At 60.4% G+C, this 23,826-nt stretch carries 27 protein-coding genes and 1 pseudogene; 19 read left to right on the forward strand and 9 right to left on the reverse strand.

Features of this window, described 5'->3' with window-relative positions:
• Positions 1 to 87: 87 nt before the first annotated feature.
• Positions 88 to 882 carry a class I SAM-dependent methyltransferase gene (locus tag C1M53_RS26800; protein ID WP_129415038.1) on the reverse strand — a complete coding sequence of 265 codons (795 nt, stop codon included), beginning with the start codon at positions 880 to 882 and terminating at the stop codon, positions 88 to 90.
• Positions 883 to 1,023: 141 nt separating this feature from the next.
• On the opposite strand from C1M53_RS26800, the gene C1M53_RS26805 reads away from it, so the two are divergent.
• Both C1M53_RS26805 and C1M53_RS26810 read left to right on the forward strand, forming a co-directional pair.
• Positions 1,024 to 1,734 (forward strand): AzlC family ABC transporter permease, encoded by a 711-nt coding sequence (locus tag C1M53_RS26805; RefSeq protein WP_245488303.1) that lies wholly within the window; start codon positions 1,024 to 1,026, stop codon positions 1,732 to 1,734.
• On the forward strand, positions 1,731 to 2,081 hold the full coding sequence (locus tag C1M53_RS26810) for an AzlD domain-containing protein (RefSeq protein WP_129415041.1): 351 nt from the start codon (positions 1,731 to 1,733) through the stop codon (positions 2,079 to 2,081). The genes C1M53_RS26805 and C1M53_RS26810 overlap by 4 nt, the downstream gene beginning before the upstream one ends.
• A 12-nt stretch (positions 2,082 to 2,093) precedes the next feature.
• Here the strand turns inward: C1M53_RS26810 and C1M53_RS26815 are convergent, their stop codons facing one another.
• Positions 2,094 to 2,516 (reverse strand): HIT family protein, encoded by a 423-nt coding sequence (locus C1M53_RS26815; protein WP_129415043.1) that lies wholly within the window; start codon positions 2,514 to 2,516, stop codon positions 2,094 to 2,096.
• A 75-nt stretch (positions 2,517 to 2,591) separates the two neighbouring features.
• Here C1M53_RS26815 and C1M53_RS26820 point away from each other — a divergent pair, with 75 nt between their 5' ends.
• Positions 2,592 to 2,927 carry a multidrug efflux SMR transporter gene (locus C1M53_RS26820; RefSeq protein WP_129415044.1) on the forward strand — a complete coding sequence of 112 codons (336 nt, stop codon included), beginning with the start codon at positions 2,592 to 2,594 and terminating at the stop codon, positions 2,925 to 2,927.
• A 56-nt stretch (positions 2,928 to 2,983) separates the two neighbouring features.
• On the opposite strand, the gene C1M53_RS26825 is transcribed toward C1M53_RS26820, so the two are convergent.
• The 3 genes from C1M53_RS26825 to C1M53_RS26835 are packed head-to-tail and all read right to left on the reverse strand — an operon-like array spanning position 2,984 to position 5,444.
• The gene (locus C1M53_RS26825; protein WP_129415046.1) at positions 2,984 to 4,198 is read right to left on the reverse strand and encodes a GNAT family N-acetyltransferase; all 1,215 of its coding nucleotides are present in this window, start codon (positions 4,196 to 4,198) and stop codon (positions 2,984 to 2,986) included.
• Positions 4,199 to 4,239: 41 nt separating this feature from the next.
• Positions 4,240 to 4,968, reverse strand: coding sequence for a glycerophosphodiester phosphodiesterase (locus C1M53_RS26830; RefSeq protein WP_129415048.1), 729 nt, complete (start codon positions 4,966 to 4,968; stop codon positions 4,240 to 4,242).
• Positions 4,969 to 4,979: 11 nt separating this feature from the next.
• Positions 4,980 to 5,444, reverse strand: a complete 465-nt coding sequence (locus C1M53_RS26835; protein ID WP_129415050.1) for a RidA family protein — start codon at positions 5,442 to 5,444, stop codon at positions 4,980 to 4,982.
• A gap of 136 nt (positions 5,445 to 5,580) precedes the next feature.
• Between C1M53_RS26835 and C1M53_RS26840 the strand changes: the two genes are divergently transcribed.
• The 5 genes from C1M53_RS26840 to tsf all read left to right on the forward strand — a co-directional run bounded on the left by C1M53_RS26840 (position 5,581) and on the right by tsf (position 9,457).
• Positions 5,581 to 6,414 (forward strand): cell envelope integrity EipB family protein, encoded by an 834-nt coding sequence (locus C1M53_RS26840; RefSeq protein ID WP_129415052.1) that lies wholly within the window; start codon positions 5,581 to 5,583, stop codon positions 6,412 to 6,414.
• Between the two features lie 19 nt (positions 6,415 to 6,433).
• Entirely contained in the window at positions 6,434 to 6,712 is a 279-nt protein-coding gene (locus C1M53_RS26845; protein WP_129415054.1) for a DUF4031 domain-containing protein, read from the forward strand.
• Positions 6,709 to 7,320 (forward strand): LysE family translocator, encoded by a 612-nt coding sequence (locus tag C1M53_RS26850; protein WP_129415056.1) that lies wholly within the window; start codon positions 6,709 to 6,711, stop codon positions 7,318 to 7,320. Before C1M53_RS26845 ends, C1M53_RS26850 begins: the two co-directional genes overlap by 4 nt.
• 211 nt (positions 7,321 to 7,531) lie before the next feature.
• Positions 7,532 to 8,317 carry a 30S ribosomal protein S2 gene (gene rpsB / locus C1M53_RS26855; RefSeq protein WP_129415057.1) on the forward strand — a complete coding sequence of 262 codons (786 nt, stop codon included), beginning with the start codon at positions 7,532 to 7,534 and terminating at the stop codon, positions 8,315 to 8,317.
• Between the two features lie 219 nt (positions 8,318 to 8,536).
• Positions 8,537 to 9,457, forward strand: coding sequence for a translation elongation factor Ts (tsf, locus tag C1M53_RS26860; protein ID WP_129415059.1), 921 nt, complete (start codon positions 8,537 to 8,539; stop codon positions 9,455 to 9,457).
• Between the two features lie 112 nt (positions 9,458 to 9,569).
• Here the strand turns inward: tsf and C1M53_RS26865 are convergent, their stop codons facing one another.
• From C1M53_RS26865 to C1M53_RS26880, 4 genes are all read right to left on the reverse strand, one after another.
• Positions 9,570 to 10,073, reverse strand: coding sequence for a hypothetical protein (locus tag C1M53_RS26865; RefSeq protein ID WP_129415061.1), 504 nt, complete (start codon positions 10,071 to 10,073; stop codon positions 9,570 to 9,572).
• Between the two features lie 55 nt (positions 10,074 to 10,128).
• A complete protein-coding gene (locus C1M53_RS26870; protein WP_129415063.1) occupies positions 10,129 to 10,731 on the reverse strand; it encodes a methyltransferase domain-containing protein in 603 nt (200 codons plus the stop codon).
• Between the two features lie 81 nt (positions 10,732 to 10,812).
• On the reverse strand, positions 10,813 to 11,658 hold the full coding sequence (locus C1M53_RS26875; RefSeq protein WP_129415064.1) for an AraC family transcriptional regulator: 846 nt from the start codon (positions 11,656 to 11,658) through the stop codon (positions 10,813 to 10,815).
• Between the two features lie 156 nt (positions 11,659 to 11,814).
• Entirely contained in the window at positions 11,815 to 12,750 is a 936-nt protein-coding gene (locus C1M53_RS26880) for a LysR family transcriptional regulator (RefSeq protein WP_129415066.1), read from the reverse strand.
• A gap of 97 nt (positions 12,751 to 12,847) precedes the next feature.
• Between C1M53_RS26880 and C1M53_RS26885 the strand changes: the two genes are divergently transcribed.
• The 11 genes and pseudogenes from C1M53_RS26885 (at position 12,848) to fabZ (ending at position 23,816) form a co-directional block, all read left to right on the forward strand.
• Complete coding sequence (locus C1M53_RS26885) at positions 12,848 to 13,573, forward strand: SDR family oxidoreductase (RefSeq protein WP_129415068.1); 726 nt, start codon at positions 12,848 to 12,850, stop codon at positions 13,571 to 13,573.
• A gap of 42 nt (positions 13,574 to 13,615) precedes the next feature.
• Positions 13,616 to 14,158 (forward strand): nuclear transport factor 2 family protein, encoded by a 543-nt coding sequence (locus C1M53_RS26890; RefSeq protein WP_129415069.1) that lies wholly within the window; start codon positions 13,616 to 13,618, stop codon positions 14,156 to 14,158.
• Positions 14,159 to 14,199: 41 nt separating this feature from the next.
• The gene (locus C1M53_RS26895; protein WP_129415071.1) at positions 14,200 to 15,306 is read left to right on the forward strand and encodes an aldo/keto reductase; all 1,107 of its coding nucleotides are present in this window, start codon (positions 14,200 to 14,202) and stop codon (positions 15,304 to 15,306) included.
• A 159-nt stretch (positions 15,307 to 15,465) separates the two neighbouring features.
• The gene (gene pyrH, locus C1M53_RS26900) at positions 15,466 to 16,188 is read left to right on the forward strand and encodes a UMP kinase (RefSeq protein WP_054310889.1); all 723 of its coding nucleotides are present in this window, start codon (positions 15,466 to 15,468) and stop codon (positions 16,186 to 16,188) included.
• A gap of 55 nt (positions 16,189 to 16,243) precedes the next feature.
• Positions 16,244 to 16,798: a ribosome recycling factor gene (gene frr, locus C1M53_RS26905; protein WP_129415073.1), complete on the forward strand. Its 555-nt coding sequence runs from the start codon at positions 16,244 to 16,246 to the stop codon at positions 16,796 to 16,798.
• Positions 16,731 to 17,549: an isoprenyl transferase gene (locus C1M53_RS26910; RefSeq protein ID WP_281040938.1), complete on the forward strand. Its 819-nt coding sequence runs from the start codon at positions 16,731 to 16,733 to the stop codon at positions 17,547 to 17,549. The genes frr and C1M53_RS26910 overlap by 68 nt, the downstream gene beginning before the upstream one ends.
• Entirely contained in the window at positions 17,546 to 18,373 is an 828-nt protein-coding gene (locus C1M53_RS26915) for a phosphatidate cytidylyltransferase (protein WP_129415077.1), read from the forward strand. Before C1M53_RS26910 ends, C1M53_RS26915 begins: the two co-directional genes overlap by 4 nt.
• A 96-nt stretch (positions 18,374 to 18,469) precedes the next feature.
• Positions 18,470 to 19,612 (forward strand): RIP metalloprotease RseP, encoded by a 1,143-nt coding sequence (gene rseP, locus C1M53_RS26920; protein ID WP_129415078.1) that lies wholly within the window; start codon positions 18,470 to 18,472, stop codon positions 19,610 to 19,612.
• Between the two features lie 220 nt (positions 19,613 to 19,832).
• Positions 19,833 to 22,225: pseudogene (gene bamA, locus C1M53_RS26925) on the forward strand (outer membrane protein assembly factor BamA).
• 75 nt (positions 22,226 to 22,300) lie between these two features.
• On the forward strand, positions 22,301 to 23,353 hold the full coding sequence (gene lpxD, locus C1M53_RS26930; protein ID WP_129415080.1) for a UDP-3-O-(3-hydroxymyristoyl)glucosamine N-acyltransferase: 1,053 nt from the start codon (positions 22,301 to 22,303) through the stop codon (positions 23,351 to 23,353).
• Complete coding sequence (gene fabZ / locus C1M53_RS26935) at positions 23,346 to 23,816, forward strand: 3-hydroxyacyl-ACP dehydratase FabZ (RefSeq protein WP_054310883.1); 471 nt, start codon at positions 23,346 to 23,348, stop codon at positions 23,814 to 23,816. Before lpxD ends, fabZ begins: the two co-directional genes overlap by 8 nt.
• Positions 23,817 to 23,826 lie beyond the last annotated feature (10 nt).

Genomic DNA, 23,826 nt, shown 5'->3' on the forward strand with positions numbered 1-23,826 from the left:
GCTTTTTTATTTCATCACGGAATGCGTGCGGGGGTGCGCGTCTTAAAGACAGCTGCGTGGTGGCCGTCCCGGCAATCGACTGGCTGGCTATGCCTTCGCCGGCTTGCGCAGCCGAAAATGCAGGAAGATGGGCGCGACCCGGGTATCAGCTACGACAGGTTCCGCCAGGGCAGTCTCTTCGCTTGCCATGGGTTCGCCCAACGCCTCGATGGTGAAACCGGCCTGCACGATCATGGCTACCCACTGGCTGAGTGTGCGGTGGAAGCGAGGTACTTGGAAAGGTTCGACCTTGGCTCGTTCCGCTGCTGGCGCGGCAGAAAAGTGCCAGCTTTCGATCGCGCCGTCCGTTGCCTGGAAATAGCGACCGACCTCGACGGCGAGCACCTCGCCGCTGTCGTCGCGGATGTTGCGGCGATAGGGCGGTACGAAACAGGGATGCAGGATCGAGAACTGGAAGAAACCACCTGGTTTCAGCACGCGATACGCCTGGACAAGTGCAACTTCCGGTCCGGCTATGTCCATCATCGACATGAAGGCCGTTGCGAAGTCGAACGTCGCATCGGGGAAGGGCAGTGCCGTTGCGCTGGCATGCCGGTAAGTAATGCCGAGTGGCGCGGCGGTTTCGGAGGCGCTGGCATGGCGAATGAAGGTAGGCGCGATGTCGATCGCCTGCATGCGGGCGCCCAGTCGCGCGAGCTGGCGCGTGTTCTCGCCTTCACCGCAACCAATATCCAAGCCTGACAGTCCCTGGACAGGCGGCAGGAATGCCAGAAATGCGGGTGTATTCAGCGCGTCGCGATAGACGTCGTAACCGGCGCGGACGTGCCGGGTCCATGTCTCGGCATTGGCTTCCCAGTATTGGCCGACTTGCAACTCATCCATCGTGGTATCTCCGGATAGGGTAGCCTGCATGCCATCTTTCCTGGATCAATGGAAAGATGGCATGCACCTTTTGGTGTGGTCGCGCCACACGATGGCCCGTGCTATGGCCGGGACATGTCGCCTTTGGTCTCCGACACGCCAATGTCCCGTTCGATATGGTTTTTGCGCGGCGTTCGTGCCGCTTTTTCTCTTCCCGGCCTGATCCTTGTGAGTTCCTTCGTCGGGTTTGCTGCACTGGCGAAAGATGCCGGGGTCACGATGGTGCAAGCCGCCTTCATGACCGGGACCGTCTGGGCATTGCCTTCCATGGTTGTTCTGGTGGGCGCGATCGTGTCGGGTGTCGCGCTGCCGGCTGCATTGTTTGCGGTGACGTTGTCGGCCATACGCCTGATGCCGATGGTGATGGCGCTCGTGCCCGAGATGCGGGCCGAGAAGACCCGGCAATGGGTGCTCTACCTGCTCGCGCATTTCGTGGCGGTGACTTCGTGGGTCCTGGCTATGGAGCGCTTCAAGCACATTCCGCGCGACATGCGTACGACCTTCTATGCTGGGCTCGGTGGCACGCTGGTAGCGTCGAACATCATTGTCGTTACCGCCGTCTATGCGGTGGCGGACGCACTGCCTTCCACCATTTCGGCGGCGCTGCTGATGCTGACGCCGATGTATTTCCTGACATCGTTGTGGGGTTCTGCACGTGAGCGAGTGGGGCACGTGGCGATGGTTCTGGGCCTTGTTCTCGGACCGTTCTTCCACGTGCTGTTACCGCAATTCGATCTTTTGGCCGCTGGAGTGGTTGGGGGCGCGGCTGCCTATGGCTGGCATCTTTGGCGGCGCAAGGCAGGCGCGGTATGAGTTATTTTTCCAGCACCGCCTGGTGGTGGCCATATCTGTTCATTCTCGCTGCCGGCTTCGCCGCCACCGATATCTGGCGCTTCCTTGGCGTCTATTTCGGCGGCAAGCTTTCCGAGGATTCCGACCTGCTGGTGCTGGTCCGCACGATGGCGACGGCGCTTGTCGCGGCCGTCATCGGCAACCTGATCGTCTTTCCCGGCGGTGCGCTCGCGCACACGTTACTTATCCTCCGTATCGCCGCGGCGGGCCTGGGCTTCATTGCCTACTTGTTGTCGGGAAAGCGCATGGTCGTCGGCATCATCGTGGCCGAACTTCTGCTGCTGGCGGGGCTCTATCTGGACTTCTGAGCCCCGGGGCGATCAACCGGCCAGAGCCGCCTTGATCTTTTCGGCATTCGCAGCAAGCACCTCGGGCTTCTCCATCTCGCCACTGTGCCGCTGGAGCGGCACGCCTTCGAAGCGTGGGATGACGTGCACGTGCAGATGGTAGACCGTCTGGCCGGAAGCTGCCTCATTGAACTGCATGATGGTGACCCCGTCGGCTGCGAAGGCTTTCTTCACGGCCTGCGCCATTTTCTGGGTGACGGCAAAGAGGGGAACCAGCGTCGCGGGGTCGGCGTCGAGCAGATTACTTGACGGCGCACGCGGAACGACCAGGGTGTGACCCGTGCCTTGCGGCATGACATCCATGAAGGCGATCACGGCATCATCTTCGTAGACGCGGTGCGAAGGAATTTCACCGCGCAGCAGCCTGGCGAAGATGTTGGTATCGTCATAGCTCATGATGTGCCTCTCGTGCTGTCTGGTGGACTGGGGTACTCATCGCGCAGGTTGCACGAAATCAGGCGGCGGAAAAGCATGTTGCAAAACTATATCTATCTCGTCGTCGCGATCCTGTTCGAGGTGGTGGCCACGACGGCGTTGAAGGAAACGCACGGATTCACGAGGCTCGCGCCGTCGCTGGTTTCCGTGGCCGGCTATGCACTTGCATTCTACTTTCTGTCACTGCCGCTGCGCACCATGCCGGTCGGAATCGTCTACGCGCTCTGGTGTGCGGCAGGCATTGCCTTGATCACGGCTATCGGCTGGATCTGGTTCCGTCAGGCGCTCGATACTCCGGCATTGATCGGCATGGGGCTGATCGTGGCGGGCGTAGTGGTGATCAACGTGTTTTCCAAGACAGTCGTGCACTAGCAAGACGCGCAATACAAAAGTTCAAAGCGTCTTCGGGCATCCTGGCTCGGTGCATATCAATCGATGACCGGCTCGCCTTTGCGGAACGGAGTATGCTCATCGAGATAGTCGCTCATTGCCGCGACTTCACGACGTTCTCGCACGAGATAATCGGCAACCGCCCGCCTGAGACCTGGGTGGGCGATGTAGTGTGCCGAATGCACCGTCACCGGCCGGTAACCGCGCGCCAGCTTGTGTTCGCCCTGCGCACCTGCTTCGACCACCTTCAGCCCATTTTCAATCGCAAAATCAATGGCCTGATGATAGCAGACCTCGAAATGCAGGAACGGATGATCCTCGATGCAGCCCCAATTTCGGCCGTAGAGAGTATCGGAGCCGATGAAATTGATGGCTCCGGCGATGTAGCGGCCGTTGCGCCTGGCCATGACAAGCAGGATATCATCGGCCATGCGTTCGCCGATCAGCGAGAAGAAACGGCGATTGAGGTAAGGGCGACCCCATTTGCGTCCGCCGGTATCCATGTAGAAGGCGAAGAAATCGTCCCAGGCTTGCTCCGAGATATCCTTGCCTGTCAGCCGCTCGATCGTGATGCCGGCGCCAAGTGCTTCGCGACGTTCCTTCTTCAGTGCCTTGCGTTTGCGCGATGCCAGCGTAGCCAGGAAATCATCATAGCAGCCATAGGCCTCGTTGAAGAAATGGAACTGCTGGTCTGTCCGATGCAGGAAGCCGGCAGCCTCGAGCGTGGCTATGTCGCCTTCCTGCGCAAAGGTAACGTGCGACGACGACACGCCAAGCCTTTCCGTGACGAGTTTCAGTCCAGCGGCAAGGCCGGCTCGGACGGTATCGGCGTCTTCACGGTGCGAGACGAGCAGGCGAGGGCCGGTGGCCGGCGTGAACGGCACCGAACATTGCAGCTTGGGATAGTAGCTGCCGCCTGCGCGTTCGAAGGCGTCGGCCCAGCCATGGTCGAACACGTATTCACCTTGGCTGTGTGACTTCACATAGCAGGGAACAGCACCCAGCAGCCTGCCGTCGGCAGCTTCCAGCCTGAGATGATGGCCCTGCCAGCCCGAGCGTGAAACGGCGCAGCCGGACTCCTCGAGAGAGTTTAGAAAATCAAATGAAATGAATGGATTGTAGCCGTTTGGCGATGTTCTTGTCGTGCCGACGAAGCCATCCCACTCTTCACGCGTGAAAGCATTGATGCCAGCGGCTATGCGCACGGCATAGCCTGCCTCATCGGGTTCCTTCACGTCGTCGCTCTGGTCCATGGCGTGTTATCTATGGTCCGTCGCAGCGCGTGCAAGATGGGTCACGCAACCCGCACGTGATCGGGCTCGAATCCTTCGAATGTCATCTGGTCGGCATATCTGAAGGTGAGGTCGATCGCGGGTTGGTCGCGGATTGTCCAGGTGATGACCGGCATGCCCAGCTTTTCCCTTACGAAGGAAACAAAGCGATTGGGCAGGTCGCCGGCTGCGTAGGATGTGAAGGCGATGCCATGCGCCAGCATGGAAAAATGCGCTTCGGTCTCGTGGTTGGCGGTGCCATAGGCGGTCAGGCCACCGGGGATGCCCGGTACTTCCGTCTCGAATTCCCGGATCAGCCAATGATCGAAGGACATGATGGCGACCTGGCCTTCGTAGCGCTTGAGCAGACGTCCTACCGCCTTGACCAACCCGGCGTCGTGTCCGGGCGTACCTTTGATCTCGACGACGAGCGGCACTCGTCCGTCGACGAGGTCAAGCAACTCGCGCAATGTCGGCGGGTGGTCATCGGTACCGCCGACACGCAACTGCGCCATCTCGGCCGCTGTCCGCTGCCAGACGAAGCCCTCGGTACCCGTCAAGCGGCGCAGGTCGTCGTCATGGATGACAATAGGCACTCCGTCGGCGGAAAGATGCACGTCGCATTCGATGGCATAGCCGCGCTCGATCGCGGCAGAGAAGGCGGAAAGCGTATTTTCCCAACGCTTGTCATTGAGGTCGTGAAAGCCGCGATGCGCGATCGGCCGGGCGGTCAACCAGGAGATATCGGTCATGATCGACTTGCCTATTCGACTTCCAGGATCGCTTCGATTTCAACAGGTGCGTTGAGCGGCAACGACGCACTGCCGACAGCCGAGCGGGCATGCTTGCCTTTTTCGCCGAGCACGGTCGCCAGCAGATCGGAGGCGCCGTTGGCGACAAGGTGCTGCTCGACAAAGTCGGGGGTCGAGGCGACGAATACGGTGATCTTGACGACGCGACGGATCTTCTCGAGGTCGCCGAGCGCTGCCTTGGCTTGCGCCAGGATGTTGACCGCACAGTATTTCGCGGCTTCCTGGCCGGCAGCGACGTCAACATCGCGACCCAGCAGGCCAGTTGCGGTAAGCTTGCCATCCTTCAATGGCAGTTGGCCGGAGGTCAGAAGGAGATTGCCGCTGCGGGCGAACGGGACGTAATTGGCGACCGGCACTGCGGGCACCGGCAAGCTGATCCCGAGATCGCTTAGCCGCTTTTCGATTGTTTCGCCCATGGTAATTCCCTATTGCTTGAAGGTGTCTCGTTGGTTGGGTCGAAACTGCATTGTTTGACACGCTTCCGCCACGACTTTTTGTGATGTGGATCATCTTTTGCGGCTCAGCTGTCAGCCGCACCGACCGGAGTTGCCCATGCGCGTGACGCGCCTTCCAGCCAGTGTCTTTCTGCTCTCCAGTGCTCTGTCCGCTGCTCCTGCCTTCGCAGCGCCGCTGCTGCAGCCACATCGCGCCGTTTATGACCTTGCATTGGACAAGGCTTCGGATCGGTCAGGTATCACCGGCCTGTCGGGACGTATGGTCTACGAATTCAACGGCTCGCCCTGCGAGGGCTATACGGTCAAGTTCCGGTTCGTGACGCAGATCGCGACCAACGACAACAACACACGCCTTACCGACCAGCAGACCACGACCTTCGAGGATGCGCAGGGCAAGACCTTCTCCTTCGTGACAAAGTCTTTCGTCGATCAGTCGATGGACAAGGAAATAAAGGGCACGGCGACCAGGGAGCCCAAGGATCTCAAAGTTGTTCTGGACAAGCCTGACAGGAAGACTCTGGAGCTGACCTCGACCCAGTTTCCGACCCAGCATCTGGTGGAACTGATCGGCAAGGCGGAGAAGGGCGAGACCTTCTACGAGACCAGCCTCTATGACGGCTCTGACACGGCAGACAAGGTGATGACGACGACGGTGGTGGTTGGCAAGCCCGTGGCTGCAGCAAAGGACGATCCGGAATTTTCAGCGCTCGCCAAATTCGGCAAGGATAAATACTGGCCGGTGGACATCGCCTATTTCGACCAGACCGACAAGGCCGACGGCGAAGAGCTGCCTTCCTACCGCATCTCCTTCAAGCTGCACGAGAATGGGCTGACGCGGGATCTCACGATGGACTACGGCGATTTCTCGATGACGGGCAAGCTGGTCAATCTGTCGTTGTTCGATACGCCGCAGAAGCCCTGCAAGCAGTAGCGGCACTGCTGCCGGTTCGATGGCTGTCTATGTCGATGCGGCAATCTGGAAATGGGCCGGCCACCGCTGGTGCCATCTGCTTGCCGACGACATCAACGAACTGCATGGGTTCGCAGCTCAGCTCGGCGTGAAGCGCTCTTCCTACCAGGGGCCGCCGAAGACATCGGCGCCGCACTACGATATTACGGGGTTCGAGCGCGATCGCGCGGTGCGGCTCGGCGCCGTTGAATGCAGTCGCGAGGAGATCGTCGCCGTGTTCCGGCGCGTGCGGATCAAGAACGGGAAGGTGAGGACATGACGCTGACGGCCTTCTTTGCCTACAGTACCGCGGTCGTCCTGGCGGCGATGACGCCGGGCCCGGCAATGTTTGCGGTGATCACCAATGGCGTTTCGCGGGGTTTCGCGCGGGCCTTCACCGCCGGTCTGGGAGTGGCGGCTGGTGACGCCGTTTTGGTGACACTGGCGCTGCTCGGGCTGGTCACCCTGGTGCAGACCTTCGAATGGATCTTCCTGGTCCTGAAATATGCCGGTGCCGCATATCTGATCTATCTTGGTATCAGGATGTGGCGCTCGGCCACGGCCCGGGCAGAAGACGGTGGCAAGGGCGAGAGCCGATTCGTTCGTTCCTTCGTGCTTGGGGCTTCGATTGCACTCGGCAATCCGAAGGCAATCCTGTTCCATGCCTCGATCATGCCGCTGATCCTCGATCTCCATGCCATGACTTTTGCCGATGGCCTTGTCGTGGTTGCTGTCGTGGTTTCGGCCAACATCCTGACCATGGGGTTCTATGCGGCATTGTCGGGCCGCGCGTCTTACTGGTTCAGGGTGCCTGCGCGCATGCGGTTGATGAACCGCGTCGCCGGTGGCGCCATGATCGGTACGGGAGCCTTCATCGCCGCGCGATAGCCGGATGAGCGGCTTGCGGGCTTGCTTTTGCGCTGCAACACGGTTATAGGCGCGACCATTCCACACACGGGCTTTGGTGTCTGTCCGGGAGAAATCCGGCTGAAACCTCCGGTGGCGGCTCAGGTTAACCCCCGAAAAGCAATACGCTTTCGATCCGGTTTTCCAGAAACCGTCAAATGTCCGTGGAGGTCAACCGGAAAGGAACTAGACAATGGCTCTGCCAGATTTCAGCATGCGTCAGCTTCTCGAGGCTGGTGCTCACTTCGGCCACCAGACCCACCGCTGGAACCCGAAGATGGCGCCTTACATCTACGGCGCCCGCAACAACATCCACATCATCGACCTGTCGCAGACGGTTCCGCTGCTGCACCAGGCCCTGAAGCAGGTTTCGGACACCGTTGCCCGTGGTGGCCGCGTGCTGTTCGTCGGTACCAAGCGTCAGGCCTCCGACATCGTTGCCGATGCCGCGCAGCGTTCGGCGCAGTATTACGTGAATTCGCGTTGGCTCGGCGGCATGCTGACCAACTGGAAGACGATCTCGAACTCGATCCAGCGTCTGCGCAAGCTCGACGACCTGCTCTCCGGTGGCGAAGCCCAGGGTTTCACCAAGAAGGAGCGCCTGAACCTCGACCGTGAGCGCGAGAAGCTGAACAAGGCTCTCGGCGGTATCAAGGACATGGGCTCGACCCCGGACCTGATGTTCGTGATCGACACCAACAAGGAAGCGAACGCAATTCTCGAAGCCAAGCGCCTTGGCATTCCGGTCGTTGCGATCATCGATTCGAACTGCGATCCGGACAAGATCGACTTCCCGATCCCGGGCAATGACGATGCTGCCCGCGCCATCCAGCTCTACTGCGATCTGATCGCCAAGGCTGCCATCGACGGCATCGCTCGCCAGCAGGGCGCGCTGGGCGTTGACATCGGCGCCGCGGCTGAAGCTCCGGTCGAGCCGGTTCTCGGCGAGACCCCGGCAGGCGAGACGCCGGAAGCGTAAGGCATTTTGCAGCCAGGTGGCGTCACCTGGCGTCGCACAAATGTGGTGAAGCAAAACTTGGAGCGGTTCCGCGTTTCCGTGAAAAACGGAAACGCTTCAAGGTAGAGGGCCGCCTCAGGCCTTCATCAATTTCATATCTTGGCGCGTTAAGCGCCTGAACGCGGCGCATCATCGAAGAATCGATGGTGCGCCAGCCTATTGCGAAACAAAGAGGCGACAATGAGCATTTCAGCAGCACAGGTCAAAGAACTGCGCGACCTCACCGGCGCGGGCATGATGGACTGCAAGGCGGCCCTGGCCGAAACCAACGGCGACATGGAAGCGGCGGTCGACTGGCTGCGCGCCAAGGGTATCGCCAAGGCCGACAAGAAGGCCGGCCGTACTGCCGCCGAGGGCCTTATCGCTGTGGACGCCGGCCTGCGCGAAGCCGCGATCGTCGAAGTCAACTCCGAAACCGACTTCGTTGCCCGCAACGATGCCTTCCAGGAGATCGTGGCCAATGTCGCCAAGGTCGCGCTGGCCTATGGCAAGACCGAGGCTGTTGCCGCTGCCAAGTATCCGGGCTCCGACAAGAGCGTCACGGACACCATCAAGGACGCAGTCGGCACCATCGGCGAAAACCTCGGCTTCCGTCGTTCCGACAAGCTGACCGTCGCTGAGGGCGCGGTTGCGACCTACATCCACAACGCGGTTGCCGACAATCTCGGCAAGCTCGGTGTGCTGGTCGCCATCGAGACCTCAGGCGATGCGCACAAGGCCGGTGCCTTCGCACGCCAGGTCGCCATGCATGTTGCTGCCACCAACCCGCTGTCGCTCGACGTCGACGCGCTGGATCAGGCGGCCGTCGAGCGTGAACGCGCGATCTTCTCCGAGCAGGCCCGCGCTTCGGGCAAGCCGGACAACGTCATCGAGAAGATGATCGAAGGCCGCCTGCGCAAGTTCTACGAGGAAGTCGTGCTCCTGAAGCAGGCTTTCGTGCTGAACCCCGACCTGACCGTCGAGCAGGCGCTGAAGGCTGCCGAGAAGGAAATCGGCGCCCCGGCGAAGATCACCGCCTATCTGCGCTTCGCCCTCGGCGAAGGCATCGAGAAGGAAGAGACCGACTTCGCGGCCGAGGTCGCTGCTGCGGTCAAGAAGTAATCGTTCCAGGCTTCATTCCAGCTTTTGATCGGCCGGGTGTCCGCAAGGATGCCCGGCCGATTTTTTCGTGCGGCGTTGATCCAGGCGGCGTCAGATTGAGATAGCCTCGGCATCACGTCGGAGACTGGCCATCTCGCGCGTCTGGCCGAGACCGACCGCAAAGTCCCATGCGCCAGTGCACGGCTATCTGCCCGCCCACATAGAACATGGCCCACGCCACCATGATCTCCGGTGAAATGCGCAGCATGCGAAGAACATATGCAAGTTCGCCAAACCCGGTGGTCGCTGCAATGAGCAGCAGCCCGGCCGCATAGTGAAGCAGGAGCAGGGTTCTGGTTACCCAAGCCAGTTTTGGATTGTCTGATGTCGCAATCATGGCGCCAAATGTGGCCCATACGACCGGTGCACCTGCAACAACCGAAACGGTGAAGCCGGAGGTGCCAAGGAAGGTCAAGACACCGAATGGCGCGGATGAAATCAGGAAGGGAATCCAGCTGCCGTGGCCCGCTCCCATTGCCGCGAACGCCAGAAGCGCCAGAATACATCCATAGGAAAATCCGATCAGTGCTCCGACAATGACCTTTCTGCTTCTCCCGTTGGCTTTGACATCTGCCATCAGGCGGCTCGCTCAAGAGAGGGCTCTGCCGAGAACGAAAAACGGCCACGCTGTTTCACGGTGATCTCCGGGCCAGGAATGTGTTCCATCCGTCATTGTCGCAGTCGACGCTGTACTCTTCCCATTCAACAGTGAAGCCTGCCGCTTCCATGCATGCGACGAAATCATCGCGCCGCCAGTATACGGTATGATAATCGCCGCTGGTCTCGCCGTCGCCGTCACGCATCGACACCAGGAATGCGCCATCCGGGCGCAGCGCCTGAGCGCTTCTCGTCAACACCTGACCAATCTGATCGCGCGGGACGTGGATAAGCACGCACAGGGCTACGATACTGTCATAGGGTCCACCAAGATCATCGGTGATCGCGTTCAGAAGGTCACCATGCTTGCCCCGTTGCGCCTGTAGTTCCAGAAACCGTCGCGTTGCATCGGTGCGCCGTACGGAGGCTCCCAAGGCCTCAAGGAAATCTGCCTCCCATCCCGGCCCAGACCCGATTTCGAGAACATGGCCGCGACCTCCGGTCGCTTCGACGATGCGTCGCAGTGCAGCCTCCACAGCGGGCGAGGGGCCGTCGAGACGGCTGTAATGGTCCGCGAACCCTTCATAGGAATCGATCGTTCGCTGGCTTTGCGCCAATGACTTCGCAGGAATCTTCATACGGCCTCCTGGAAAGCTTTATGCGACGACCTGGCAGACGAGCTGTGACAGGTGACCCGGACCGCAAAGACCGGCATGACCCTAGGCTCCGCTGTGGTCCTGCAGCGGGATGTAAATCTCCAAGCCACCAAAACCCGTGTCAGGATCGAAGGAGCTGTTGTGGAATTCCAGGACAGGGCTGTCTGCTACCTTGCGAGCCAGCCTGGGCAACGCCTCGTTCCAGACGGCCAGGTAAGTATCGAAAATCGTCGACACATGATCGTTGTGGGCGAAGACCGCATAGGTTCGATGTTCAGTCTCGAAGTATTCGAGTTCGGGCAGGCGATCTTCGAACGCCTTTACCGCAACCGCACAAACGTACCTGAAGCCGCCATCGTCGTCCGGAACTTCACACATGCCGATCGGTGGCATTTTGACCTTGTTCGGGATGGTATCAGAGTAGGTCGACATGAAACGTTGCCATTGCGCGGGTATGTGAATGGACTCGCCGAACGAACAAGGCGCGGCCAGGCCCACCAGCTTCAGCGCCCCGAGCGTCTTCAGCTGTGGCGATGGAGAAAGTACATTTCCATTGCGCAGCTGCAGCGGAGGCGTGGTCGCGAGACCATCGACACTGCCGCGATCGCGAACCTGCTCTGGCGATAGATTGAATTGCTCGCGAAACGCCCGGGTAAACGCTTCATGGGATCCGTAGCCGTGCTCGAGTGCTATCGTGAGGATATCCGAGGCGCCTCCTGCAAGTCGCCCCGCCGCTTCGGTGAGACGCCTGGCCCTGAGATATCGCATGACCGGCCAGCCGGTCGCTGTGCCAAAAGCATTGGCCAGATGCGAACGAGAGACACCGCAGGCGTCTGCGATGTTGTTCAAGCCAAGGGCGTGCTCGGAGTTTCGTTCCATGACCCACAATGCCCGATCAACGATGCTCATGCTGTTCTCCCCTTGCGGCCATTCAGGCAGGTATACGAGGGGTCGCGACAAAGCGTTTGATCGAACGTCCACTCACGGCAGATTTTTTTAGGACGCGATCGGCCGGCAACGGGGGCTCGTGGAAACTGCAGGTGAAGCGCACGGTTGCCCGAGGCATCAGACCGCAGTGCTGGAATGAACAGATGCGCGCGAGGATGCCCGGCCGATTTCCTGTGCGGTGTCGATGAAGGCACGCAGCTTCGGTGCCATCGAGGCGCGGCGTGGAAAATAGAGGAACAAGCCTGGTTCCTCGATCGATGTCTCGGGCAAAACCTCAACCAGTCTCCCGGCCGCAATATCTGGCCGCAGCAGAGGCTCGAAGGCGTAGGCCAGCCCTATTCCGGAAAGTGCAAGGTCGCGCGCCGACATCGGGTCGCTGACGATCGCGGTGCCGCGCGTTGCCACGTTGACGTCCTTGCCATCTTCCAGGAGATCCCAGCGATAGAGCGCGCCGGAACGCAACAGCCGATAACCGATGCAGTTGTGGTCGGCGAGTTCACCCAGGTTTTTCGGTTTGCCATTTCGGCCGATATAGGCGGGCGAGGCAACGATGGCGGTGCGAATGGGCGGTGTCAGGCGTACCGTGACCATATCCTGCGCGATCATCTCGCCCAGCCGAACGCCGGCGTCGAAACCCTCTCCGACGATGTCGGTCAGCCGCTCATCGGTGAAGATCTCGACGGTCACATCCGGGTAGCGCTCCGCCATTGCGGTCAACACCGGCAGTAGCGCCAGCGTCAGCGCCACCCGCGAGGTGTTTAGCCGCAACAAGCCGCTGGCACGGCCCTTCACGGCACGGATGCGCTCCATACGTTCGGCAATATCGCCCAGAGCGGGTTCGGCTATGGCAACGAGCGCTCGTCCTGCCTCCGTCAAGGCGACAGAACGGGTCGTACGGGCGAACAGCGGTTGCCCTATCCGTTCCTCTACCAGCCGTACTGCATGACTGACTGCCGATGGACTCATGCCGAGTTCTGCCGCTGCAGGCGCAAAACCGCCGCGCCGCGCCACGGCGACGATGACAGGCAAATGACCAAGCAGATCGCGCTCCATTCATGAATGATATCGCATAATAAGTGCTGATAAAACGACATTATCAACTTGTCCTTGAGCCGCCATCTTGGGTGCGAACCTCATGCAGGAGCAGTCGATGTCGTTCGAAGGGAAGACCGCAATCGTGACTGGAAGTTCGCGCGGCATCGGTCGCGCGATTGCTGAAGAGCTGGCCGATGGCGGTGCCGCCGTGATCGTCAACTATCTCGAGAACGAAAGCCGCGCGCGTGAAGTCGTTCAGGGAATCAAGGCCAGGGGTGGAAAGGCGATCGCGCTCCAGGCCGATGTATCGAAGGTGATCGACATCCGACGCCTGTTCGACCAGGCGGAGGCGACATTCGGAAAGCCGGACATCGTCGTGGCGAATGCAGCAATGGCGATCATCAAGCCGCTCGTCGATGCGACTGAAGAAGACTACGACCAGGTCTTCGACACCAACACCAGAGGTGTCTTCTTCATTCTGCAGGAAGCGGCAAGACGCTTGCGCGACGGTGGAAGGATCATCGTCACCTCGACGGGGGGCACGAGAATGTTCTTCGGCCAGACTTCCCTCTATCTCGGCAGCAAAGGTGCGGTGGAACAGTTCGTACGGGTGCTGTCGCGCGAACTTGGGCCACGCAACATCACCGTGAACGCCATATCGCCGGGTTTCACCGACACCGAGCTCCTGCCGGATCGCGATCGCGCTGTTGCGGCAGGCATGTCGCCCTTCGATCGCATCGGCCACCCGAAGGAAGTCGCCGAAGTCGCTGCGTTCCTTGCCAGTGATGCCGCGGGCTGGGTCACCGGCCAGAATGTCGGTGCCGGTGGCGGCGTCTTCTGACCATCCTGTCCCCAACAAAAGATACCGAAAAGAGGAACGACGATGAACGCTCTGACGCGCCTTGCGCTTTACGCTGCCGTAGCGGCCGCTCCAGATATGGGGAGCAGCGCCGCAGCGACCGAACCCTCGAACGCGGAACTGCGAAGACTTGTCGACGAGCGTGCACTGATCCGCATTGTCGACCAGATCGACCGCGCCGTCGACGCACAGGACTGGAAGCTGGCACGCGGCTACTTCGCCGAGCGCGTGCGGGTCGATTTCAGTTCACTCAGCGGCCAGCCCGAAACCATCGTCCCGGCCGACGATCTGATCGCCGGCTGGGCCGGGAACCTGAAGGCCAGCAAGACCAGCCTGCATCTGCGCACCAACCATGACGTGTCCGTCGATGGCGACAGGGCAATGGTGAAGTCGAATGGCTACGCCTGGAACCGCATGGAGGGCAATGGCGACCCGCTGTGGGAAGTGTGGGGCACCTATACGGCGGAAATGGTGCGCGGCAACGGAGGGTGGAAAGTGGACGCCTTCGCTTTTCGCAAGACCCACGAGCGCGGCAACAACTGGGTGAAGATCACACCCGGACGATGAACCTCGCCTTGATGGCAGCATTTTCGAGTTCGGAGACTTCCATGAGCATGATCTACTACACGCTTGGCAACAGCGGCCTCAAAGTGAGCCGGCTCGCGCTTGGTGCGATGACCTTCGGCACGGAATGGGGCTGGGGCGCCGACAAGACCGCTGCGCGCGCATTGTTTGATACCTATGTCGAAGCCGGTGGCAACTTCTTTGACACCGCCGACGCCTATACGGGCGGTACATCCGAGACTTGGCTTGGTGCGTTCATCGCGGAGAGGGGACTGCGCGACAGGGCGGTCATTGCCACGAAATTCAGCATGAATCTGGAAGGGCCGGACCCCAACACCGGGGGCAACGGCCGCAAGAATATCGTGCGGGCGCTGGATGCCTCATTGAAGCGGCTCGGAACCGACTATGTCGACCTCTACATCCTGCATTGCTGGGATCGGTTGACGCCGCCGGAAGAGGTGATGCGCACGCTGGACGATCTGGTGCGCGCCGGCAAGGTTCGACATGTCGGTCTGTCCGACGTGCCGGCCTGGTATGCCAGCCGCGCGCAGGCCGTTGCGGAATTTCGCGGCTATGAACCGATTTCGACGCTGCAGTTGGAATATTCGCTGGTGGAACGCAACATCGAGCATGAGTTCGTGCCATTCGGCACCCGGCACGGTGCCGGCATCATGGTGTGGAGTCCGCTGGGCAGTGGGCTGCTCAGTGGCAAGTACCACTCCGGTGATGCTCGGAACGTGAGCGGGCGCCTGGAAACCGTGCGTGGTACGACCAATCCCGGTTTCCAGAAATTCACCGATCGAAATTGGGCGATCGTCGCCGAACTCGAAAAGGTCTCGGCGGCGCTTGGCAGAAGCATGGCGCAGGTGGCGCTGAACTGGGTGACAACACAACCCGGCGTAGCCTCCACCATCATCGGTGCGACCAGGGTGGAGCAATTGCAGGACAATCTCGGTGCCCTGGATTTCGAAATTCCGGCGGAGTTGCGGGCAAGGCTCGAACTTGTCAGCCGCCCCGCTGTCCCGTTTCCTTATTCCTTCTTCGGGTCGGAGATCCAGGGTGGCATCAGCGGTGGCGCCACCGTCGGTGCCAAGCCCTCGGGCTATTGTCCAGAAGTTCTGGTTGAGGGAACCTACGCCGGCGTCAGTTAAGGAAAGCCGGCGAATCCATCAACAGGTTCAGGCCATCGGAGGAGGGCGCGGCGTGACATGGCCGCGCCCTTCGTGTATCGGGTGCAGCACATCGCCAACTGTACGGGACAGCGCCGGCTTCGCCCGGGACCATCCCGCGACATGACCCCAGGGGACCCAATGACAACCAAACCGCTCTACCGACGTGTCCTGTTGAAAGCGTCGGGCGAGGCGTTGATGGGCGAGCAGCATTTCGGCATCGACGTTTCGGTCGTCGACCGCATTGCATCCGACATTGCCGAGGCGAGGGCGCTCGGCGTCGAAGTCGGCGTCGTCATCGGCGGGGGCAATATTTTCCGCGGCGTGGCTGTTGCCTCCAAGGGCGGCGACCGGGTGACCGGCGACCACATGGGGATGCTGGCCACCATCATCAATTCGCTGGCCCTGCGCACGTCACTCAACAAGATTGGTGTCGACGCTGTGGTGCTCTCGGCGATCGCCATGCCGGAGCTTTGCGAGAGTTTCTCGCAGCGCCAGGCGACCGCTTACATGAACCAGGGCAAGGTGGTGATCTTTGCGGGCGGGACCGGCAATCCCTTCTTCACCACCGATTCGGCAGCGGCGCTGCGCGCGGCCGAAATCGGCGCAGATGCCTTGTTCAAGGGTACGCAGGTGGACGGCGTCTACTCGGCCGATCCCAAGAAGGACCCGACAGCAACCCGTTTCGATCGCATTACCCACGCCGAAGTCATCAATAAGGGCCTCTCCATCATGGATACGGCTGCAATTGCGCTTGCGCGGGAAAACAACATTCCGATAATCGTCTATTCGATCCACGAAAAGGGCGGTTTCGGCGAGATATTGAAGGGCGGCGGCCACTGCACGGTGGTAGCCGACAATTGACAACAGGGCTCAGCCCTGACGCAAGTGGCCCGGACAGCGGGCCGGGGAGACGACAATGAGTGGCGACTACAACGATCTGAAGCGACGCATGGACGGGGCGATCGCCGCCTTCAAGCAAGACCTTGCTTCGTTGCGCACGGGGCGCGCGTCCTCCAACCTGCTCGATGCCGTGCATGTCCAGGCTTATGGCTCGGCGATGCCCATCAACCAGGTTGCAACCGTTTCGGTGCCGGAGCCACGCATGATTTCGGTATCTGTGTGGGACAAATCGATGGTGGGTGCCGTCGACCGGGCCATTCGCGAATCCAACCTCGGTTTCAATCCGATCGTCGATGGCACCAATCTGCGCATTCCGCTGCCTGAACTCAACGAACAGCGCCGCAAGGAACTGGTCAAGATTTCGCATGGTTATGCTGAAAACGCCCGTGTTGCTGCCCGCCATGTGCGCCGCGACGGCATGGACTACCTGAAGAAGGCCGAAAAGGACGGCGATATCAGCGAAGACGATCATCGCAAGGAGTCCGATCGCGTTCAGAAGCTGACTGACGAGACGATCACGACCATCGACCGGCTGCTTTCCGAGAAGGAAGCAGAGATCATGCAGGTTTAGGCTCGGCCACAGCCGACGCGAAAGCAGAACCATGGCAACGCCCGCGCATGTCGCGATCATCATGGACGGGAACGGACGCTGGGCCAAGGCGCGCGGTCTTCCGCGTGTCGCCGGTCATCGCGCCGGCGTGGAGGCCGTGCGCCGTACCGTGAAGGCAGCTCCCGACCTCGGTATTTCATACCTCACGCTTTACGCGTTTTCGTCGGAAAACTGGTCACGGCCGAAGTCCGAAGTCTCGGACCTGATGGGATTGTTGAAACTGTTCATCCGCCGCGATCTGGCCGAACTGCATCAAAACGGCGTCCGGGTCAGGATCCTTGGCGATCGCGCAAGCCTGCAGCCCGATATTCGCAACCTGCTCGTGGAGGCGGAGACCCTCACCGCGGGCAATTCGAAGCTGACGCTGCTGATTGCCTTCAACTATGGCAGCCGCGACGAGATCGTGCGCGCAGCACGCAAGCTGGCCGCCGCTGCCATAAATGGCGAGATCGCACCCGAGCAGATCGACGCGGAGAGTTTCGCCAGGCATCTGGATACGGCAGACATACCGGATCCGGAACTTCTCATCCGCACCAGCGGTGAGATGAGGCTGTCCAATTTCCTGCTCTGGCAAGCCGCGTACAGCGAGCTTGTCTTCCTGCCTTGCTATTGGCCGGATTTCAGCCGCGAGCATCTGGCAGACGCCATTCGCGACTTCGGCGGGCGTGAGCGCCGGTTTGGCGGTCTCGCCGCGCAAGACGTCGCCTCATGAGCAATGAGCTCAGCAATCTTCAAATTCGGGTGGTATCGGCGGTTGTGCTTGGCATCGCCGTACTGGCGCTGACCTGGTTCGGCGCCTTGCCATTCAGGCTTCTTGCAGCACTGATCGCCGGCGCGATTTTCTACGAATGGACCCATATGGCCCGCGCCAACGGCGCAAACCGGCTCGGCTTTCTTCCGGAAGCCTTGATGCTGGTCTTTATCGGCGTGCTCGTTGCAGGGGTATCGGCTTTGACGACGGCGGCCGTGCTTGCGTTGCTGGTCGCCATCGCCGCGATCTGCGTGGCACTGCGCGGAGCGGGGCAATGGGATGCGGCCGGTCTCGCTTACGCAGGCCTTTCCGGGTTCGCGCTGGCTTTCCTGCGCGATAGTGACCGGGCGGGCCTTGCCGCTGTGCTTTTCCTGTTTGCGGTGGTCTGGGCAACCGACATTTTTGCCTATTTTGTCGGAAAAGCCGTTGGTGGACCGAAGCTCGCACCTGCCATATCGCCTGGCAAGACACGAAGCGGCGCATTGGGCGGGGCGTTTTTCGGAGTTGTTGCGGGCGTTCTGGTTGCGGCGGCTCTCGGCCAGCCCAATCTTGCTTCGCTTGCTGTCGTTGCGCTGGTGCTGTCAATCGTCGCGCAGGCTGGTGATCTGTTCGAATCCTGGGTCAAACGTCGCCATGGCGCCAAGGATTCCAGCACGATCATTCCGGGACATGGCGGTGTCATGGACCGTGTCGATGGACTTGTGGCTGCGGCCGTGGCCCTGTACCTGATTGGCTGGGTGGCAGGGTCTGCCGATCATCCGGCGCAGGGGCTCTTTCCGGTCTGAAGTTTTGACGTGCACAGCGCATGGGTGCCACGGATTTGCCTGGATTGATGTCACATTTGCGATGCGGACCAAGGACCGGGGAATTGAGGACGTGAATTGAACGAGTTTCTTTCCGCGCTGTTGAGCACCCAGGGCTTTGTGCTCGGCACGCTTGTGCCGTTCCTGTTCGTCCTGACCGTCGTCGTGTTCGTGCACGAGATGGGGCACTACCTTGTCGGCCGCTGGTGCGGCATCGGCGTGCGCGCTTTCTCCATAGGTTTTGGTCCGGAATTGATCGGCTTCAATGACCGCCGCGGCACGCGCTGGAAACTCTGTGCGATCCCGCTCGGCGGCTATGTCAAGTTCGTCGGCGACATGAACGCGACTTCGAGCCAGCCCGGCGAGGAGGAACTTGACAAACTCAGCGACAGCGAACGCAGCATTGCCTTCCACACCCAGCCGGTCTGGAAACGCGCGGCGACGGTGTTTGCCGGTCCTCTGTTCAATTTCCTTTTGACCATTGCTGTTTTTGCGGTGCTGTTCATGACTTTCGGCCGCTCGGTACTGGAACCGGCGGTGGCCGAGGTCCGGCCCGGCAGTCCCGCGGCGGAGGCCGGCATTCTTCCTGGCGACCGCTTCGTCAGTGTCGATGGCACGAAAGTCGAGAGTTTTGCTGATGTCCAGCGGCTTGTTTCCGGCAGGGCGGGTGATGCGATCACCTTCATCATGCTGCGTGACGGCAAGGACGTCAGTGTGGTCGCGACGCCACAGTTGTCCGAACAGGAAGACGCGCTTGGCAACAAGGTCAAGATCGCGGTGATCGGCGTGACCACCAACAAGGAGGTCGGCCAGCCCAGGCATATAACCTATTCGCCGGGTGGCGCGGTCGTTGCTGCTGTCGAGGCGACCGGCCAGATCATCGAGCGTACCGGCCTTTTCATGAAGCGTTTCGTGGTTGGCCGTGAGGACAAATGTCAGCTCGGCGGGCCGGTCAAGATAGCCGGTATGGCAGGGCAAGCCGCCAAGCTCGGTTTTGAGTGGCTAGTGCAACTTGCCGCATTGCTGTCTGTCGGGATAGGGATACTCAATCTTCTGCCGATTCCGCCACTGGACGGCGGCCATCTTCTCTTCTACGGGATTGAGGCTGTCATCAGGCGGCCAGTGTCCGAGCGGATGATGGAGGCGGTTTATCGGACGGGAATGATTCTCGTCCTGGGGTTCATGGGTTTCGTGTTCTGGAACGATTTGTTTGGATGCTGAAATCATGAAGGAATTTGGCTCGTGGGGCGGGTTTGTTGAGGCGCCGTTTACCATGAGCAGGGATATGAGTGACGCGAAAGCCACGCTGGGAACGTAAGTAAATACAAATTAACCAGAAGCCTTGCGTGTAGGGAAAATCCGGTTAATACGGTACGGGAAAATGACCGCGACGTCCGGTTTTCTCGCCGTGGGGACTACGAGAAAAAGGTTTTATAGCCCGATGAAGGCAGCATCCAAGTTTCTGAGCGCCGCGTCCGCGGCGGCTTTATCAGCCGCCCTGGTTGTTCCGGGTTCGCTCGCTGTTCAGTTTGTGTCGGTGTCTGCTCCCAGGCGGCTGTGGTGAGCCGCATCGACGTCAACGGCAACACGCGCGTCGATGCCGAGACGATCCGCAACTATGTGAAGATCAAGCCCGGCAAGGCGTTTTCGAACGCCGACATCGACGAAGCCGTCAAGGCGCTGTTCGGTACCGGCCTGTTCTCGGATGTCCGTATCAACCAAGCCGGTTCTGCTCTGGTCATCAGCGTCTCCGAGTACCAGGTCGTCAATCAGGTCATCTTCCAGGGCAACAAGAAGATCAAGGACGCCCAGCTCTCGATGGCCGTGCAGCTGAAGCCGCGTTCGTCCTATTCGCAGGCTGCCGTCGATGCCGACATCGAGGCGATCAAGGAAGCCTATCGTCGTATCGGTCGTGATGACGCTGCGGTAACCAGCCAGATCATGGATCTGGGCGAGAACCGTGTGAACGTCGTCTACAACGTCAACGAAGGCGAGCGCACCAAGATCGTCTCCGTCAACTTCGTGGGCAACAAGGCATTCTCCAGCCGTCGTCTGACCGACGTCATCGGCACCAAGAAGTCGAGCTGGCTGTCATTCATCCTGCGCGACGACGTGTTCGATGCCGACAAGCTGAAAGCCGACGAGGAGCTGCTGCGCCGCTTCTACTACAATCGCGGCTATGCCGACTTCCAGGTCGTGTCCGCCACGGGTGATCTCGATAGCGCCAACAACCAGTACACCGTCACGATCACGGTGGATGAGGGCGAGCGCTACGACTTCGGTGACATCAGTGTCGACTCGTCGATCCCGGAAGTCGATGCGCAGGCGCTGCAGTCGGTGGTTCAGACCTATAAGGGCGATACCTACAACGCCAAGAAGGTTGAAGATTCGATCATCGCACTGACCGAAAAGGTTGCAGGGCAGGGTTATGCCTTCGCCCAGGTGACGCCGCGTGGCGATCGCAACTTCGAGAACAAGACCATCTCGGTTACCTATACGGTCGACCAGGGTGCCAAGGCCTATATCGAACGCATCGAAATCCGCGGCAATGTTCGCACCCGCGACTACGTGATTCGCCGTGAATTCGACCTCAGCGAAGGCGATGCCTTCAACCAGGTGCTCGTGCAGCGCGCGAAGAAGCGTATCGAAGCGCTTGATTACTTTGAGAAGGTCGACATCTCGACTCAGCCGGGTTCCGAGCCTGACCAGGTTGTGCTCGTCGTCGATCTCGTCGAGAAGTCGACGGGTGACTTCTCGGTTGGTGCCGGTTATTCGACCGGTGGCGAAACGCCTGGTCCGTCGGTGATGGGTTCGATCACCGAGCGGAACTTCCTGGGCCGTGGCCAGTTCATCAAGCTGTCTGCCGGTGGTGGCAGGAAGTCGCGCGACTACAGCGTGTCTTTCACCGAGCCGTATTTCCTCGGTCGCCGCATTGCTGCTGGCTTCGACATCTACCGCTCGACACGCGAATACGATGCCTACGATTCGGAAACGACCGGCGCGACGATCCGCTTTGGCCTGCCGATCACGCAGAACCTGTCGACGCAGCTCGCCTACAACCTCTCGCAAGAGAAGTATAAGTACGACAAGGGTTGCTACGATGCTTCCGGCGTCTTCAACCCGTTGCTCTGTAACGTTTCGCAGGCGATCCAGAACGCGATCACCGATCCGGTAACGGGAAATCTGCGTGGCGCCTGGATCAAGTCGTCGGTCAGCGGTTCGCTGGTCTACAACACCATCGACGACATGAAGAACCCGCACTACGGCATCTATGCCAACGGTGGCGTGGAAGTGGCTGGTCTTGGCGGCGATGCCAAATTCGTCAAGCTGACAGCGCGTGCCTCGATCTACCAGACGCTGTCCGAAGAGCTCGATATCGTTGGCCTGGTGTCCGGTGGCGCTGGTCACATCATGGGTTATGGCGACAAGGACCTGCGCGTCTTCGATCTGTTCCAGAACAACGACCGCATGATCCGCGGCTTCGAGTTCAACGGTATCGGTCCGGCAGCGGCCCGGCCCGGCGGCGGCTATGACCATCTGGGCGGCACGACTTACTTCAATGCGTCGGCTGAAGCTCAGTTCCCGCTTCCGCTCGTGCCGGAGAGCCTCGGCTTGCGCGGTGCGGTCTTCGCGGACGCCGCGACGCTTTATGGCAACGACGTTTCGGGTGTCGACGGAACGACAACCGGCATGAAGCTCCGCGCATCTGCTGGTATCGGCCTGATGTGGGCATCGCCTTTCGGTCCTCTGCGTATCGACTATGCGATCCCGCTCAAGAAGGAAAAGACGGACGACGTCCAGGAATTCAACTTCGGCATTTCGACCCGATTCTGATTTGCGAACCATGGCGGCTTCCGGACATTTCTGTCCGGGAGGCCAAGGTCTGATTTGGCTGGATACCGCTCAGGAATGACCGAACCGGTGTTTTTTGTGGCTTCGCGCCGGTTCACGGTGGCCGAAGTCGCGAATCTGACTGGTTCGGCGTTGCCCAACGAGGCATATGCCGAGACCGTCATCGAGACGATCGCGTCAGCAACCGATACCAACGACAAAGCCCTGGTCTTTGTGGACGGCAAGCGTAACGTTGGCCTGATGCCGACCTTGAACGCCGCCGCGGTGCTCTGCACGGCGGATATCGCTGACAAGGCGCCTGCTGGTGTGGCTGTGCTGATCAATCCACGTCCGCAGCAGGCTTTCGCCATGATCGGCCGGCTGTTGTATCCCGATGCTTCCACACCCGTTGCCCTGACGTCGGAGAAGGGTATTTCGAGCCGCGCTTTCGTTGATGATACCGCTCATGTCGAAGACGGGGCCATCGTCGAGGCTGGTGCTGTGATCGGCGCCGGCGCATATGTCGGCAGCGGCACGGTGATTGCCGCCAACGCGGTTGTCGGACGCAACTGCCGCATTGGCCGTGACGGCTACATCGGCCCAGGCGCCAGCGTCCAGTATGCCCTGGTCGGCAATCGCGTCATCATCCACGGCGGAGCTCGCGTCGGGCAGGACGGTTTCGGCTTCGCCGGGGGCGCCAAGGGACCTGAGCGCATGCCGCAGATTGGCCGCGTCATTATCCAGGACGACGTCGAGATCGGCTCGAACACCACGGTGGATCGCGGCGCGATGGCCGATACCGTGATCGGTGAAGGGACAAAAATCGACAATCTGGTTCAGATTGCCCACAATGTGCGTATCGGTCGCGGCTGCATCATTGCCGGCCATTGCGGTCTTTCCGGTTCCGTGACATTAGGCGATTACGTCATGCTGGGTGGCCGCGTGGGTATCGCCGACCACATTACCGTGGGCGACAGGGTACAAGTGGCCGCATCCTCCGGCTTGATGTATGACATTCCTGCGGGCGAGCGCTGGGCCGGCATGCCTGCGCAGCCAATGCGCGACTTCTTCCGGGAGCTCTCGGCGATCCGCGCATTTACGAAGCATTCCAAGGGGGACAAGAATGGCTGATACGGCCGGTTCGACGCTTGAAGTCGTCGATCTGATCGGGCTGATGAAAATCCTGCCCCATCGCTATCCGTTCCTGATGATCGACCGCATCATCGATATCGATGGCGACAACTCCGCCATCGGCGTCAAGAATGTCACGGTCAATGAACCGCACTTCATGGGCCATTTTCCGGAACATCCGGTGATGCCGGGTGTGTTGATCCTGGAGGCGATGGCACAGACCGCGGGCGCGATCTGTATCCGCGCGGCGGGTGCTGAAAAGCCGTCACTTGTCTATCTGCTGACCATTGACGGCGCCAAGTTTCGCAAGCCCGTCGTTCCGGGTGATCAGCTGCTGATCCATGTGCGCAAGCTCAAGAAGCGCGGCAATCTTTTGAAGTTCGCTTGCGAGGGCAAGGTCGACGGTGTCGTCGTAGCCGAGGCCGAGGTGCAGGCGATGATGGTCGAGAACGAGCGACCGTAAATTTTCAGGT

The organism is Mesorhizobium sp. Pch-S (assembly GCF_004136315.1).
Lineage (GTDB): Bacteria > Pseudomonadota > Alphaproteobacteria > Rhizobiales > Rhizobiaceae > Mesorhizobium.